The sequence below is a fragment of the Nocardiopsis codii genome (assembly GCF_036327455.1).
Classification (GTDB): Bacteria; Actinomycetota; Actinomycetes; order Streptosporangiales; family Streptosporangiaceae; genus Nocardiopsis; species Nocardiopsis codii.
Window position 1 is genome coordinate 56,612 of record NZ_JAUZMY010000024.1, and the last position, 15,864, is coordinate 72,475.

Sequence of the window (15,864 nt, forward strand, 5' to 3'; positions counted from 1 at the left end):
GGGGGTGGGTGCCGGGTTCCAGTCCTGGTACGCCCACACCGCCGGTGCGGTTGAGAGCCCTGTTCTCCACCTCGGAGAGCAGGGCTCTTGCTCTGCTGCCGCCGACCGGGCCCGCCGTCCCCTGTGCCCGCCGGCGTGCGCCGCCGTCGCCGCGGACCGGGCTTGACTGTGTCCCTACGGCATGGTGTTTCGTCGGGTTCGCGCGACGGCCCGTCCGCGGGACGGAGGCCGTCCTCCGTGCGCCCGACGCCGGGCGCACCGTTCGGACACACGCCGCAGAACCCTGACTGGAGCACTGGATGGCCGAGACACGAGAGTCCCTTCCGAGGCTGATCGACGTCGAGGAGTTCTTCTCTGACCCGGAGTTCTCCGGTGCGTCGATCTCGCCGGACGGGACGCGGATCGCCTACCTGGCGCCGAAGCACGGGCGGACGAACGTGTGGGTGCGCGGGATCGAGGAGGAGCACGGGGACGCGGTGTGCGTCACGCACGACTTCCGGCGCGGCATCAAGACCTACCACTGGACCGACGACCCCCGCTGGCTGCTGTACCTCCAGGACACCGACGGCAACGAGGACTGGCACCTCTTCCGCGTCGACCTCGACGCGCCGGACGAGCCCGCGGTCGACCTGACGCCCCTGGAACCCGGCTCCCGCGTGTTCGCCGTCGAACCCCTCGCGTCGGTCCCCGGGAGCGTGCGGGTCTGGATGAACCAGCGCCCCCTGTTCATCGACCTGGTCCTGATCGACGTCGCCACGGGTGGGACGACGGTGCACCTGGAGCAGCCCGACCTGACCACCACCGTCCTGGTCGACGGTGAGGGCGAGGCGGCCTTCTACTCGGAGCTCACCGACGACGGCACCCACGAGTTCCACACGGTCGACCCCGAGAGCGGGGAGAAGCGCCTCGTGCTGCGGCAGGGGGGACCGGAGCACCCGATGGGGCTGCCCCTGCAGATGGTGACCCCGGACGGGAAGGGCCTGCTGGTCGGTTCCTACCAGGACTCCGACGATCTGCGGATCGTCCGCGTGGATCGGGAGACCGGTGAGGAGACCGTGGTCGCCGCCGTGGAGGGGCACAGCCTGTGCACCATGGGCCACCTGGCTCCCGAGCTGCCCCCCACGGTGTTCGTCAGCCGGCGGACCGGGGAGCTCATCGCGGCCCGCTTCGTCGGCGACCGGCCCAGGATCGAGGCGCTGGACCCGCACTTCGCCGAGGTGTCCGCCGAGTTGTCCGCACTCTCCGACGGCGTGCTCGCCTCGGTGTCCTCGGACGAGGCGGAGCAGCGGTGGATCGCCACGTTCATCCAGGACCGCGGGCCGGGGGCGACCTGGTTCTACGACCACGGCACGGGGGAGAGCCGGCTGCTGTTCAGCCCGTACCCGCACCTGGACCCGGCCGACCTGGCCCCCATGGCGGCGGTCGAGCTCACGGCACGCGACGGGTTGCCGCTGCACGCGTTCCTGACCCTGCCCGTCGGCGTCGAGCCCGAGAGGCTGCCGCTGGTCCTGCTGGTACACGGCGGGCCGTGGGCCCACGACACGTGGTCCTACGACCGGACGGTGCAGTTCCTGGCCAACCGCGGCTACGCGGTGCTGCAGGTCAACTTCCGCGGCTCGTCGGGCTACGGCAGGCGGCACATGACCGCGGCGATCGGCGAGTTCGCCGGGAAGATGCACGACGACCTCATCGACGCCGCCGACTGGGCGGTGGCGCAGGGCTACGCGGACCCGGCCCGCATCGGCATCGCCGGCGGCTCCTACGGCGGCTACGCGGCACTGGTCGGAGTGACGTTCACCCCGGACTACTTCGCCGCCGCGGTGGACTACGTGGGCGTCTCGGACCTGGCGAACTTCATGCGCACACTGCCGCCGTTCCTCAGGCCCAGCCTGGCCAACAACTGGTACCGCTACGTGGGCGACCCCGACGTCGAGGAGCAGGCGGCCGACATGCTGGCCCGTTCGCCGATCTCCCGCGTCGACCGGATCCGCACCCCGCTGCTGGTCGCCCAGGGGGCCAACGACGTCCGCGTGGTCCAGGAGGAGTCCGACAACATCGTCGAACGCCTGCGCGCCCGCGGCGTCCCCGTCGAGTACCTCGTCGCCGAGGACGAGGGACACGGATTCGAGAACCCCGAGAACCAGATCCTGTTCCACCGCGCGATGGAGCGGCACTTCGCCGAGCACCTCGGCGGCCGGTCGGGCACCCCGGACCCGGCGTAGCGGTCGGCGGTCCGGCCGTGCGCGGAGCCGTGGGCCGGACCGCCCCGCCCGGGTGGCGCGGACACCTCCACCCGGGCGCCGCCCCCGTCACGGTCCGGTGTGCTCCGCGGGGCGGGGGCGGGGCGTGCGCCGCCCCGAACCGCCCGGTCCCCGGGGGAGGGCCGTGGCACCGGGTCGCCAGGGGGCACGGGCCCTCCGGCAGCGGACCGGGCGGCCGGGTCAGGCTTCCGCGCCGTCTCCCTCCCCGCCCGGCCTCCGGGCCGCCGCCTCCCGCTCCGGGACGGTCGCGGGGACGCCGTCGCGGGGAACCGGGGCCGGGGCGGCGACGTCAGGGGCCGACACCCCGAGCCGGAGGGCGGCGTGGCCGTGCGCTGCCCGGGCCCTCCTCCCCGGCCGCGGCCCCCGGCTCCCGGTATCACCGGCCTGCGCCGTCGGGTGTCAGGGACAGGCTTTGCGCCCACTGCACCAGGACCGCGCAGGTCTGGACGAGTTCGCCGTAGAGCTCCTCGTCGGTCCGGGCGGCACGGGCCTCGCACAGCTCCTCATAGGCCAGATCCCACCAGGTCGGCTCCCGGCCCGCGGAGTCGACCCGGGCCTGTGCTCCGACCGCTTCGGCGCGGTGCTCCGGACCGGTGCCCGGGGGCAGGTTCTGGACGCCGTACAGGCTCTGCTGCCGACGCCGCTCCTCGGCGACGTGCCCCAGGGTGCGGTGGAGGGGCCCGGCGACCCCGGCGTCGCCCGCTCCGTCCGCCGGCGCCGTGCTCCGAGGGGCTGCGGGGAAGCGGGTGGTCGTCCGGTGCTGGGAGAAGGGCTCGCCGAGGAGGAAGTGGGCGACGGCCTGCGCGCAGTAGTCGACGCTGTCCTCGGGCAGGCGGTGGGCCGGGAACCACTTGAGCTCGGCGTGCTTGCGGGGTTCGAGGTTGGCCGGGGTGCCCTCCCAGTTCCGGCACGCGAAGAAGAAGTGCACCCAGTCGGCGCCCCCCTCGTGGCTGTGGACGACGTGGGCGAACTCCAGGTCGGTGGTCGAGAGGGTGATGCCGAGCTCCTCGCGGCACTCCCTCACGGCCGACCGCACGACGTCCTCGCCCGGGTTCGCCTTCCCGGCTGCGCCGGCGTGCCACAGCCCCGGAGCGAAGGGTGCGTCGGGGCGGCGGCGCGCCAGCAGGACCCGCCCGTCGCGGAGGAGGAGGACGTGTGCGCTCAGGGACGGTGTCGCCACCTGCGCCTCGGTCTCGAACGTGTGTTTGTTCATGGGTCCATGGTGGCGCGGGCTGCACGCGAGCGGTGGCTGCTCCTCCGTTCCGGCGCGCTCGACCCGGCCCGTCCACGGTGCGACCGCGTCGCCTTCGGTCGCGGGTTCGGCCGCTGTGCGGGGCGGAAAACGGTGTGTTCGCAGGTCGGGGTGGTGTCGCGGGGACTCTGATCGGCCAGGTGCCCGGTCTGCGCCCCGCCGGAGGGCGCGCGTCCCTGCTCGCGGCGGCGAACGGAGATGCCCGGCGGCAGGGTGGGCAACAGGCGTGCCTTTCGGGTGGTTTGAGGGGATAAGGACATGATCATGGTACGGTTATGAAAATCATTTCCATTCAGGCTGTGCCACACGACCGGAGGGCCGTGACGTGTCCGGAGGCAGGGAGCGGCGCCGGGCGCCGGAGCCGGTGGGCTCGCCGTTCACCGTGAGAAGTTCCCGGGTGGTCGGCTGAGATGCCCAGGGTGTCCCAGTACGACGACGTCGTCCTCAGGGCGCTGGACCGGAGCACGCACTTCCGCAGCTGCCAGGAGATCCACGCCTCCCTCCTCGGGGCGCGTTCCCGCGGACGCAGGCCGCCCAGCCTGTCCACCGTCTACCGGACCCTCCACCGGCTCGCCGAGGAGGGCGTCCTCGACACCGTCCACTCGCCCGGAGGCGAGCGCCTCTACCGGCTGTGCAGGACCTCCTCCCGGCACCACCACCTGCTGTGCAGGGTCTGCGGGCGGGTGGAGGACATCGCCCAGGCGGACGAGCTGGGGGCGGTCGCCGACCGCGTACGGCGCGACAGCGGGTTCGGCTCCCTGGACTACTCCTTCGAGCTGTCGGGAGTGTGCCCGCGCTGCATCTAGGTCGTGTTCCGTGCCCGGGCTCGCGTCCACCGGGCGCCCCCGCGCTGCGGCCCCGCGCCCGTGAAGCACGAACGGGCCGCACGGCGCCCTGCGAGGACTCGCCCGCACGGACGCGCCCGGAGAACACTCCCTCGCCCCCCGGGCCCCGCCGTGCCGGGCCCGCCACCCCGTTTCCGATGAGAGGAGGGTCGTGGACACGACCCGTACCGAAGAGGGCCACGGCGTGGCCCTGGTGACCGGGGCCGCCGGAGGCATCGGCTCCGCCGTCGCCCTGGCCATGGCCGAACAGGGGCTGTCCGTCGCCGCCCTGGACGTCTGCGGGAAGGCGGTGCGGGGGCTGGCGGAGGACCTCACCGCCCGCAGCCACCGGGTCGGCGCCTACACGGTCGACGTGGCAGACGAGGCCTCGGTGGAGGCGGCGGTCGCCTCGGTCGAGGCGGAGATGGGCGCGGTCACCGCTGTGGTCAACGTCGCCGGGGTGCTGCGCTGGGGCGCGGTCACCGGCTTCCCCTCCCGGGAGTGGCGGGAGGTCTTCGACGTCAACACCCTCGGCGTCTTCCACGTCTCCCGCGCAGCCGCCCGGGCGATGGTCCCGCGCGGATCCGGGAGCATCGTCACCGTCAGCTCCGACGCCGCAGCCGTCCCCAGGGCGGCCCTGGCCGCCTACGCCGCCTCCAAGGCCGCCGCGACCCACTTCACACTGTGCCTGGGCCTGGAACTGGGGCCCCACGGCATCCGCTGCAACGTCGTCTCCCCGGGGTCCACCGACACCGCCATGCGACGGGTGCTGTGGGAGAAGGGGCCCTCCTCCCCGGCCGCGGCCCCCGGCAACGACCCGTCGGCGTTCCGGCCCGGCGTGCCCCTGGGCGGCGTCGCCCGGCCAGAGGACGTCGCGGACGCCGTCGCCTTCCTGACCTCCCGGCGGGCACAGCACGTCACCCTGCACGACCTGCGCGTGGACGGAGGAGCGAGCCTTGGCGCCTGACACCCCCGCGGGCCCGACCAGCCCCTTCTCCCTGTCGACCCCCGCCCGCACCCTGACGGTCGACGGCGGACGGGGCCGCTTCCGTCCCCTGTCGGCCGGGGGCGGAACCGTTCCCGCGGCCTCGGCCGCGCTCCGCGGGGCCCGTGCGGCCGGATGGGACGACCCCAGGATCGTGGGCGCCCTCCCCTTCCGGACGCAGGATCCGGCCGCGCTCCTGGTGGCGGACGCCGTCGCCGGCGGGCCGCGCCCGCCGCGCACCCCCGACGACGCGGACCCCGCCCTTCCGGCCCCCCGCTTCCGGTTGCGCGAGGAGCCCTCCGCCGACGAGTACGCCCGCCTGGTCGCGGTGGCCGTGGACCGCCTCTCCCGGGAGGGACTGGACAAGGTCGTCCTGGCCAGGACACTGCTGGTGGAACTGGAGGAGCCCCTCGACCCCGCCCGCGTCCTGGCCCGCCTCGCCGCGGAGAACCCGGGCGCCCACAACTTCGCCGTCGCCACCGGCGCCGACGGGACGGGACCGGGTGACCCGCGGCCGGTCCTGGTGGGGGCCAGCCCCGAACTCCTCGTCGCGCGGGACGGTCCACGCGTGCGCTCGCACCCGCTCGCGGGCTCGGCGCCGCGCCACCCCGACCCGGCCACCGATCGCGACCGGGCCCACGCCCTGCTCTCCTCGGCCAAGGACCTGGGCGAACACGCCTTCGTGGTGGAGGCCGTCGCCGAGCGCCTGCGTCCGCTGTGCTCGCGGCTCGACGTCCCGCCGGCCCCGACACTGACCGCGACCGCGACCATGTGGCACCTGGGAACGCCCGTCGCGGGACTGCTCAGGGACCCCCTGCCGTCGGCACTGGAACTGGCGCTCCTCCTCCACCCCACCCCCGCCGTCTGCGGCACGCCCTCCGACACCGCCGCGCGGGCCATCGGCCGCTGGGAACCCTTCGACCGGGGCCTGTACGCGGGCGCCGTCGGATGGTGCGACGCCGACGGGGACGGGGAGTGGGCCGTCGCCCTGCGCTGCGCCGAGATCGCGGGCACGCGGGCGCGCCTGTTCGCCGGGGCCGGGATCGTCGCCGGCTCCGACCCCGCCTCGGAGGCGGCGGAGACCGGGGCCAAGTTCCGCACCATGCTCAACGCCCTCGGCCTCGGGTCGGTGTCCGCCGCGCCCGCGGTGCCCGCCGCGCCGGCCGCGCCGGCCGCTCCCGTTCCGACCCCACACGGAGGACACCCCTGATGTCGCTTCCCTCGATCGCCCCCTACCCCATGCCGGGCGAGGGCTCCCTGCCCGGCAACCGCATGTCCTGGGCGGTGGACCCCGACCGCTGCGTCCTGCTCATCCACGACATGCAGCGCTACTTCCTCGACGCCTTCCCCGGGGACTCCGAACCCGCGGCGAGCCTGGTGTCCAACATCGGCGCCCTGCGGCGCGCCTGCGCCGAGCTCGGCGTCCCCCGCGTCTACACGGCCCAGCCCGGCTCCCAGGAGCCGCGCGACCGGGGGCTGCTCCGGGACCTGTGGGGAGAGGGTCTGCGCGACGACCCCGCCCACACGGCGATCGTGGAGGGCCTGGAACCGGAGGACGGCGAGGTCGTCATGACCAAGTGGCGCTACAGCGCCTTCGCCCGGACCGGGCTGGAGGAGTACCTGCGCGACGCGGGCCGCGACCAGCTCGTGGTCTGCGGCGTCTACGCCCACATCGGCGTCCTGATGACGGCGTGCGACGCCTTCATGCGCGACGTCCAGGCCTTCGTCGTCGCCGACGCCGTGGCGGACTTCTCCGAGGAGGACCACGCCATGGCACTGTCCTACGCCGCCCGCCGCTGTGCCGGGACGGTGAGCACCAAGGGGGTGCTGAGCGCCCTGCACGGCTGAGCGCGCGCCTCCGGACCGGCTTCCGGCCAGGCCCGTCCGCGCCGCCGGCAGACGCCCCCGGCGTACCGGCCGGGCCGCCCCGCGCGGCCCGGCCGGTACGGCTAGGCTCCCTCCAGCTCCCGCCTCAACCGCCTCTTGTCCACCTTGCCCACCCCGGTGAGCGGCAGCTCCGCGACCGCGCGCACCTCGTCGGGGACCTTGAAGGCGGCGGCGCCGCGTCCCAGGACCGCGGCGCGCACCTCCTCCCGGTCCGGGCGCTCCCCGTCGCACACCAGCAGGGCGACCGACCTCTCGCCCAGGTCCGGGTCGGCCACACCGACCACCGCCGCCGCCCGCACCCCGGGCAGGGCCAGCAGGTACTCCTCGACCTCCACCGCGGCGATCTTCTCCCCGGCACGGTTGACCTGGTCCTTCACCCTGCCCACGACCACCAGGTCACCGCGCGCGCTCCGCGTGACCAGGTCCCCGGTGCGGTAGAACCCGTCCGGGGTGAAGCGGAGCGCGTCCAGCTCCCGCGCCCGGTAGTAGCCGCGCAGCGTGTAGGGGCCGCGGGTGAGGAGTTCCCCCGGGCTGCCCGGGGGCACGGGGCGCCCGTCCTCGTCCACCACCGCCACCTCGTCGGCGGGGGAGAGGGGGCGTCCCTGGGTCGTGCACACGACGTCGTCCGGGTCGTCCGGGGCGGTGTAGTTGTTGAGCCCCTCGGCCATGCCGAACACCTGCTGGAGGCGGCAGTCCAGGGCGGGTCCCACCCTCCGGGCGGTCGTGTCGTCCAGACGCGACCCGCCCACCTGGAGGACGCGCAGCGAGGACAGGTCGTGTCCGGTCCGCCCGGCCTCGTCCAGCCAGGACGGCACCAGCGCGGGCACCAGGGAGGTGATCGTCACCCGCTCGGCCCCGATGAGCGCGAAGGCCGTGGTCGGGCTGGGGTCGGGGCTCAGCACGACCGTGCCGCCGGCCGCGAGGGTGCCCACGATGCCGGGGGAGACCATGGTGAAGTTGTGCGCCACGGGCAGGACGGCCATGTAGACCGCGTCCCCGTCCACACCGCAGGCCGCCGCCGAGGCGCGGGCGTTGTACCCGTAGTCGGCGTGGGTGCGCGGGATGAGCTTGGGGGCGCCCGTGGTCCCCCCGGACAGCAGGAGCAGCGCCAGGTCCTCGGAGGCGGCACCCGCGACCCCGGCGGTCCGGGGCGCACCGCCCTCCGGGGCCGCCGCGCCCCGTCCTTCCCCGGGGAGGGGCGCGGACAGCGCGAGTTCCTCCCAGCGCACGCCTCCGGTGTCCCCAGGGTCGCCCACGACGACCAGGTGGCGCACGGACGGCACGGCCCGCGCGATCCGGGCCGCCGGCGTGCGGGGGTCGCTTCGGCCCCTGCCCTGCGCGACGACGAGGGCGCACGCCTCCGACGTGCGCACGAGCGACTCCACCTCGGCGGCGCCCAGGGACGGCAGCGCCAGGACCGGCACGGCACCGGCCCGCAGCAGGGCGAAGAGCGTGACGACGTACTCCCCCCGGTTGGGCAGTTGGAGCAGGACGCGCTCGCCCCGCGCCACACCGAGCGAGGACAGTCCCGCCGCCAACCGGTCCACGCGGGCGTCCAGTCCGGCATAGGTGAGCCGGTCCCCTCCCGCCACGAGCGCGGTGCGCTCCCCGTGCAGGTCGGCGCCCTCCCTCAGCAGGGCGTCGAGCGTCCGGCCGTCCCAGAAGCCCCGCGCGCGGTACTCCCGCGCCTGCTCCTCGGGCCATCGCAGCCAGTCCTGGGTCATGTGATCCCTCCCGTATTCCCGGCGCCCGGGTCGACCGGGCCGTCCCGGCAGTGCTATAAATACGCACATTGGCAATGAAAACGGTTTTCATTATTGCCGATCGTGCCGAACCCGAACACAGAGGGGCAGAACACCGTGTCAGACCACGCCGGGGCGCGATCCGGAGCCGTGCGCGAGCAGGTGGCCGAGGTACTCGGAACAGGCGCGTTCGCCGACACCGACGACCTCTTCGAGCACGGGCTCGACTCGCTGGGCCTGATCCGCCTGGTGGGAGCCTGGAGGGAGGGCGGGTTCGACGTCACCTTCGAGGAGCTCTCGGCCGACCCCACGGCGGCGGCCTGGGGCGCCCTGCTCGGGAGCTCCGCCGCCACCGCCCGTCCCGCGACGACCGGGTCCGCGACCGCGGCGGCGGAGGGCGAGCCGTTCCCGATGGCGACCATGCAGCACGCCTACTGGATCGGACGCCGGGACGACCAGCCCCTGGGGGGCGTCGCGGCCCACTTCTACACCGAGTTCGACGGCCGCGACGTGGACCCCGACCGGCTCGCCGCGGCCCTGCGGGCCGTGGTGGACCGCCACCCGATGCTCCGGGTCCGCCTCGACGACGACGGCCGCCAACGCGTGCTCCCCCCGGCAGGGACCGCCGCCTCTCCTCCCCCCGCCCCGTCCGCCCCTGCCGGCCAGGGAACCCACGCCCCCGCCGCTCCGCCCGCCGTCACCGTGCACGACCTGACGGCGCTGGCCCCCGGGGAGGTCGACCGGGTCCTCGCCGGGATCCGGGACGCCTCCACGCACCGCCGCATGGACGTGGCCGCGGGGGAGGTCCTGGACGTGGCGCTGTCCCTGCTCCCCGGCGGCGCCACGCGGCTGCACGTGGACCTGGACATGATCGTGGCCGACGCGCTCAGCCTGCGCGTCCTGCTGGAGGACCTGCGCACCGCCTACGAGGGCGGGGACCCCGCACCGCTGGAGTACGGCTTCGCGCGCTACCTGGCCGACCGGGCCTCCCGCGACCCCGGACCGCGTGAGCGCGCCCGCTCCTGGTGGCACGGGCGCCTGGACGAGATCCCGCCCCCGCCCGCTCTGCCCACCGTCCCGGGATCCCTGCTCCCCGCCGAGGCCGGAACGCCCGCCACGCGCTCGACCCGCCTGCACCATGCGCTCACACCCGAGCGCACCCGGCTGTTCGAGCGGCGCGCCCGCGCCGCGGGCGTCACCCCCGCGGCCGCGCTGGCCGCCGCCTTCGCCGAGGTCCTGGGCGCCTGGAGCGCCGACCCCCGCTTCTCCCTCAACCTGCCGATGTTCGACCGCGCGCCCCTGCACCCCGACGTCGCACGGGTCGTCGGGGACTTCAGCGGCTCCGTCCTCCTCGGAGTCGACACCACCGACCCCGCCCCCTTCGCCGAACGGGCGAGGACCGTCCAGACCGACCTGCACCGCGCGGTCGACCACGGCGCCTACGGGGGAGTGGAGCTCCTGCGCGACCTGGCCCGCCTCGGCGGAGGCGCCCCGGTCCTGGCGCCCGTCGTCTACACCAGCGCGATCGGCCTGGGCCCCCTGTTCACGGAACCCGTGCAGGAGTGCTTCGGCCGACCCTCGTGGATCATCTCCCAGGGCCCCCAGGTCCTGCTCGACGCCCAGGTCACCGAGCTCGACGGCGGGCTCCTCCTCAACTGGGACCTGCGCGAGCGCGCCTTCGCCCCCGGAACCATGGAGGCCGCCTTCGCCTGCTACCGCGCGCTCGTCGAGGACCTCACCGACGACCCCGCGGCCTGGGACCGCCCCTTCCGTCCGGAACCCTCCCCGGACCAGGCCCGGGCGCGCTCCGCCCACACCCCCGACGCGGAGCCGCCCGGCCCCCGCCTGCTGCACGGACGCTTCCTCGACCACGCCCGCACCGCGCCCGGCGACACCGCCCTCGTCCTCCCGGACGGCGCGCCCCTCACCTACGGCGAACTGGCCGACCGGGCCCTGCGGGTGGCCGGAGCGGTCGCCGGCGCCGTGCCCGCGGGCACGACCGTGGCCCTCGACCTGCCCCGGGGAGCCGACCAGGTCGCCGCCGTGCTGGGCGTGCTCGCCGCGGGCTGCGCCTACCTCCCCCTGGGGCGCGACCAGCCCCCCGCCCGCCGCACCCGCGTCCTGGACGCCGGGGCTCCCGACCTGGTCGTCTGCGACGACCCCGGGCGGTACACCCGAGCCGACCAGCCGGTACTCACCCTCGACCGGGCGCTGCAGGCCCCGCCGGGGACACCGCGCGAGACCGCTCCGGACGCGCTCGCCTACGTGCTCTTCACCTCCGGGTCCACCGGAACGCCCAAGGGCGTGGAGGTCGAGCACCGCGCCGCCGCCCACACCGTCGACGTGCTCAACGCCGTCCTGGGCACGGGCGGCGGGGACCGGACCCTGGCACTGGCCGACTACGACTTCGACATGTCGGTCCTCGACCTCTTCGCCCCGCTGTCGGCGGGCGGCGCCGCGGTCCTGGCCGACTCCGACACGCGCCGCGACGCCGAGCGCTGGGCGCGGTTCGCCGCGCACGCGTCGGCGACCGTCCTCAACTGCGTCCCCGCCCTGCTCGACATGCTGCTGTTCGCGGTCGAGTCCGGCACGGCCCCGATGCCGCCCCTGCGCGCGGTCCTGCTCGGCGGCGACCGCGTCGATCCCGGCCTCCGCGAACGCCTGCGCGCCCTCGCCCCCGGGTGCCGCTTCCTCGCCCTGGGCGGGATGACCGAGGCCGCGATCCACTCCACCCTGCTGGAGGTCGACCGGGTCGACCCGTCGTGGGCCTGCGTGCCCTGGGGGCGCCCGCTGCCCGGCGTGCTGTGCCGCGTGGCGGACTCCCAGGGGCGGGACCGGCCCGATCTGGTCGTCGGTGAGCTGTGGGTGGGCGGCGCCGGCCTGGCCAGGGGCTACCGCGCGGCGCCGGAGGAGGGCGCCGACCGCTTCGTCACACACGGTGGACGGCGCTGGTACCGGACCGGCGACCTGGCACGCTACGCACCCGACGGCACCCTGGAGTTCCACGGCAGGGCCGACCACCAGGTCAAGGTCAACGGCGTCCGCGTGGAGACCGGCGAGGTCGAGGCGGCCCTGGCCTCGCACCCGGACGTCTCCCTGGCCGTCGCGGTCGCGCTGACCGCCCCGGCGCCCCGGCTCGCCGCGGCCGTCGCGACCCGGGAGGCGGGGCGGACCGGCGCCCTGGCCGAGGCCGCGGCCGAGCGCGCCGCAACCCTGCTGCCGGCGGCCATGCGCCCCGACCCCGTCCTGGCGCTCGACGCGATCCCGCTCACCCGCAACGGGAAACCCGACCGGGCGGCCGTCGAACGCCTCCTCCGCGACCACCTGACCGGGCCCGCGCGCTCCGGCGAGCCCCCCGAGGGCGAGGCCGAGACGCTGGTCGCCCGGGTCTGGGCGGACCTGCTCGGCTCGGGACCGGTCAGCCGCACCGACTCGTTCTTCGCCCTCGGGGGCGACTCCCTGCTCGCCACCCGGGTCGTGGCGGCCCTGCGCGGTCTCGGCCACGCGGACGCGGGTGTCTCGGAGCTGTTCGCCCACCCCGTCCTGGCCGACTTCGCCGCCCGCCTCCCCGACCGGGGAGAGGCCGCCGGCGACCGGGGGATCGTCCACGACCCCGCCTCGCGCCACGAGCCCTTCCCGCCCACCGGCGTCCAGCGCGCCTACCTCACCGGCCGCAGCCCCGACTTCGTCCTCGGCGGCGTCGGCACCTACCACTACACCGAGTTCGACGGCTCCGACGTGGACCTGCGCCGCCTGGAGCGGGCCCTGGACCGGCTCGTCGCCAGGCACGACATGCTCAGGGCCGTCTTCGGCCCCGACGGCGACCAGAGGGTCCTGCCCACCGCGCCCCCCGTGCGGGTACCCGTGGCCGACGCGGACCCCGACGATCCCGAGACCGCGCTCGCCGCCCTGCGCGAGGCCATGTCCCACCAGGTCCTGGACCCCTCCCGCTGGCCCCTGTTCGACGTGCGGGCCGTGCGCTACACGCGCGAAGGCGCCGAGCGCGTACGACTCGGCGTGGGCCTGGACTACCTGGTCCTGGACGCGCTCAGCATCATGACCTTCTACACCGAGCTGGACCGCCTGTACCGCGAACCGGACGCCGTCCTGGACCCGGTCGGCGTCACCTTCCGCGACTACCTCACCCAGGCGCGGCCGGACCCCGGGCGGGAGGAGCGCGACCGCGCGTACTGGCGCGAGCGCGTCGCCGACCTGCCCGCAGCCCCCGCCCTGCCGCTGCGCACCGAACCCGCGGCCGTCGACCGGCCCCGGTTCACCCGCCGCGCCGACCGGCTCGATCCGGGGGAGTGGGACTCCCTCACCGCGCTGGCCCGCTCGGAGGGCGTCACCCCCTCCACCCTGCTTCTGGCCTGCTACGGCGAGGTCCTGGGCCGCTGGAGCGGCCAGACCGACCTCAGCGTCACCCTCACCCTGTTCAACCGCCACGACCTGCACCCCCACATCGGCCGGGTCCTGGGCGACTTCACCTCGCTGTCGCTGACCTCCTACCACCGCGCCCCCGGACAGGACCCCGTCGAGGCGGCCCGCGCCCTCCAGCGGCGCCTGGGCCGGGACCTGGACCACCGGGAGGCGCCGGCCGAGGAGGTGCTGCGCGAGCTCGCGCGGCGCACCGGGACCGCCCAACCGGGGATCCCCGTGGTGTTCACCAGCTCGCTGGGCGTGGGCGGGGGAGTGTCCATGGACCCCTCCCCGGACTTCCCCGAGCGGGTGTGGGGCCTGTCCCAGTCCCCCCAGGTGTACCTGGACAACCAGGTCATGGAGAGCCGCGGCGGACTGGAGGTGTGCTGGGACGCGGTGGAGGACCTGTTCCGGCCCGGCGTCCTGGACGCCATGTTCGCCGCCTACCTGGGCATGCTGCGCGCACTCGCCCGCGAGGGGGCGCAGGGGTGGCGCGCGGCGGCGGCGGAGCTCCTGCCGTCCGACCAGCGCGTGGTGCGGGCCTCCGCCAACGCCCCCGACGGCCCCGTCCCGGCCGGTCGGCTGCACGAGGCCTTCTTCGCCGGCGCGGCCGGACGCGCCGACGCCCCCGCACTGATCACCGACCGGGGCGTGCTCACCCACGGCGAGCTCGCGGACCGGTCCCTGCGCGTCGCCGCCGGGCTCCTCGCACGCGGCGTGCGGTCCGGCGACGCGGTCGCCGTGTGCCTGCCCAAGGGGCCGGACCAGATCTGCGCCGTCCTGGGAGCCCTCGCCGCCGGAGCCGTCTACGTGCCGGTCGGCACGGGCCAGCCGCCCCTGCGGCGCGAGCGCGTCCACCGCGCGGCTCTGACCGTCCTGGCCGTCGGCGACGGCACCGGCGCCCCCCGGTCCGCGGCCGTGGCCGACCTCCTGGAGTCGCCTCCCCTCGACGCACCCGTGGAGGGCGACCCCGCGGAGGCCGCCTACACGATCTTCACCTCCGGTTCCACGGGGGAGCCCAAGGGGGTGGAGGTGTCCCACGCCGCCGCGCTCGCCACCGTCGCCGAGATGAACGACCGCTACCGGGTCGGCCCCGGCGACCGGGTCCTCGCCCTGTCCGCCCTCGACTTCGACCTGTCGGTCTACGACGTCTTCGGCCTGCTCGGAGCGGGGGGCGCGCTCGTCCTGCCCGAGGAGGAGGACCGGCGCGACCCCGAGCGCTGGCGCGCCCTGTGCGCCGAACACGGGGTCACGGTCTGGAACACCGTCCCCGCCCTGCTGGACATGCTGCTCCTGGCCTCCCGGGACAGGGGACTGCCGGCCTCCCTGCGGCTGGCCCTGGTCTCCGGGGACTGGGTCGGCGGCGACCTGGCACCGCGCCTGCGCGCGGCCGGCGGCGCCCGCGTCCACCTGGTGGCCCTGGGGGGCGCCACCGAGGCGGCGATCTGGTCCAACGCGTTCGACGGCGGCCACGTCCCGCCGGGATGGCCGTCGGTCCCCTACGGGACGCCGCTGCGCAACCAGCGCTACCGGGTGGTCGACCCCCACGGAGCCGACTCCCCGGACTGGGTGGCCGGCGAGCTGTGGATCGGCGGAACCGGGGTGGCCAGGGGCTACCGGGGCGACCCCGGACGCACCGCCTCCCGGTTCGTCACCGCCGGGGGAGAACGCTGGTACCGCACCGGTGACCTGGGACGCTACCGGCCCGGCGCGGTCCTGGAGTTCCTCGGACGCGCCGACCGCCAGGTCAAGGTCGGCGGACACCGCCTCGAACTCGGAGAGGTCGAGGCCGCCCTGGAGGAGCACCCCGGGGTGCGCCGGGCCGCGGCCCTGGCGGTGGGGGAGCGCGCCTCCCGCAGGGTCGTCGCCTTCGTCGCCACCGGCGAGCACGCCCCCCTCCCCGAGGGCCTGGCCCGCCACCTCGCCGAGCGGCTGCCCGCCCACGCCGTCCCCGCGAGCGTGCGGGCGGTGGCGGAGATGCCCCTCACCCCCAACGGCAAGGTCGACCTCCGGGCACTGGAGGAAACCGCCGCCGCCGGGGCGGACACGGAGGCAGCCCCCCTCGCCGACGACGTGGAGGAGCACATCGCCCGTGTCTGGGGCGAACTGACCGGCGCCGACGTCCGGGACCGCGACGCCAACTTCTTCGCCCTGGGCGGCACCAGCCTGCTGGCCATCCGCATGATCACCCTCCTGCGCCGCGAGCTCGCCGAGGAGCTGTCCACCCGGGCCTTCCTGGCCGCCCCCACCCTCGCCGCGCTCGCCGACCGGGTCCGCGCGACGCGGTCCGACGACGACCGGGCCGGGGTGATCTGAGCCGCCCCACACCGCTCGCCCCCGGCCGACCCCGCTGCGCTCGCCGAGCCGTCCCCCTGCCCGCCCTTCCGGAGCGGACCCCGTCCGCCCCGTACCCCGCCACCCTGCGCCCCACCACCCCCTGCGCCTGCCCGCAGTCCCCACCAGGGTCCGTCCCGCGCGGACCGAACCGAGGAGA

8 protein-coding genes are annotated in these 15,864 nt (G+C 75.7%); 6 read left to right on the forward strand and 2 right to left on the reverse strand.

The window, feature by feature from the left end:
• Window positions 1–299 precede the first annotated feature (299 nt).
• Window positions 300–2,222: a S9 family peptidase gene (locus tag Q8791_RS22215; protein ID WP_330093697.1), complete on the forward strand. Its 1,923-nt coding sequence runs from the start codon at window positions 300–302 to the stop codon at window positions 2,220–2,222.
• A 415-nt stretch (window positions 2,223–2,637) separates the two neighbouring features.
• Here Q8791_RS22215 and Q8791_RS22220 read toward each other — a convergent pair whose 3' ends face one another.
• Window positions 2,638–3,474, reverse strand: coding sequence for an NUDIX domain-containing protein (locus Q8791_RS22220; protein WP_330093698.1), 837 nt, complete (start codon window positions 3,472–3,474; stop codon window positions 2,638–2,640).
• Window positions 3,475–3,923: 449 nt separating this feature from the next.
• On the opposite strand from Q8791_RS22220, the gene Q8791_RS22225 reads away from it, so the two are divergent.
• From Q8791_RS22225 to Q8791_RS22240, 4 genes are all read left to right on the forward strand, one after another.
• Entirely contained in the window at window positions 3,924–4,319 is a 396-nt protein-coding gene (locus Q8791_RS22225; RefSeq protein ID WP_330093699.1) for a Fur family transcriptional regulator, read from the forward strand.
• Window positions 4,320–4,509: 190 nt separating this feature from the next.
• Window positions 4,510–5,304 carry a 2,3-dihydro-2,3-dihydroxybenzoate dehydrogenase gene (locus Q8791_RS22230; protein WP_456238152.1) on the forward strand — a complete coding sequence of 265 codons (795 nt, stop codon included), beginning with the start codon at window positions 4,510–4,512 and terminating at the stop codon, window positions 5,302–5,304.
• Entirely contained in the window at window positions 5,294–6,532 is a 1,239-nt protein-coding gene (locus Q8791_RS22235; RefSeq protein ID WP_330093700.1) for an isochorismate synthase, read from the forward strand. Before Q8791_RS22230 ends, Q8791_RS22235 begins: the two co-directional genes overlap by 11 nt.
• Window positions 6,532–7,170, forward strand: a complete 639-nt coding sequence (locus Q8791_RS22240) for an isochorismatase family protein (RefSeq protein ID WP_330093701.1) — start codon at window positions 6,532–6,534, stop codon at window positions 7,168–7,170. The genes Q8791_RS22235 and Q8791_RS22240 overlap by 1 nt, the downstream gene beginning before the upstream one ends.
• A 101-nt stretch (window positions 7,171–7,271) precedes the next feature.
• Here Q8791_RS22240 and Q8791_RS22245 read toward each other — a convergent pair whose 3' ends face one another.
• Window positions 7,272–8,933, reverse strand: coding sequence for a (2,3-dihydroxybenzoyl)adenylate synthase (locus Q8791_RS22245; protein WP_330093702.1), 1,662 nt, complete (start codon window positions 8,931–8,933; stop codon window positions 7,272–7,274).
• Between the two features lie 135 nt (window positions 8,934–9,068).
• Between Q8791_RS22245 and Q8791_RS22250 the strand changes: the two genes are divergently transcribed.
• Complete coding sequence (locus Q8791_RS22250) at window positions 9,069–15,686, forward strand: amino acid adenylation domain-containing protein (RefSeq protein ID WP_330093703.1); 6,618 nt, start codon at window positions 9,069–9,071, stop codon at window positions 15,684–15,686.
• Window positions 15,687–15,864: the final 178 nt, after the last annotated feature.

Bases quoted from the DNA above. Each gene is read 5' to 3' on its own strand.
- Q8791_RS22220 (WP_330093698.1), bottom strand. From the start codon at position 3,474: ATGAACAAACACACGTTCGAGACCGAGGCGCAGGTGGCGACACCGTCC.
- Q8791_RS22245 (WP_330093702.1), bottom strand. From the start codon at position 8,933: ATGACCCAGGACTGGCTGCGATGGCCCGAGGAGCAGGCGCGGGAGTAC.
- Q8791_RS22215 (WP_330093697.1), top strand. From the start codon at position 300: ATGGCCGAGACACGAGAGTCCCTTCCGAGGCTGATCGACGTCGAGGAG.
- Q8791_RS22225 (WP_330093699.1), top strand. From the start codon at position 3,924: ATGCCCAGGGTGTCCCAGTACGACGACGTCGTCCTCAGGGCGCTGGAC.
- Q8791_RS22240 (WP_330093701.1), top strand. From the start codon at position 6,532: ATGTCGCTTCCCTCGATCGCCCCCTACCCCATGCCGGGCGAGGGCTCC.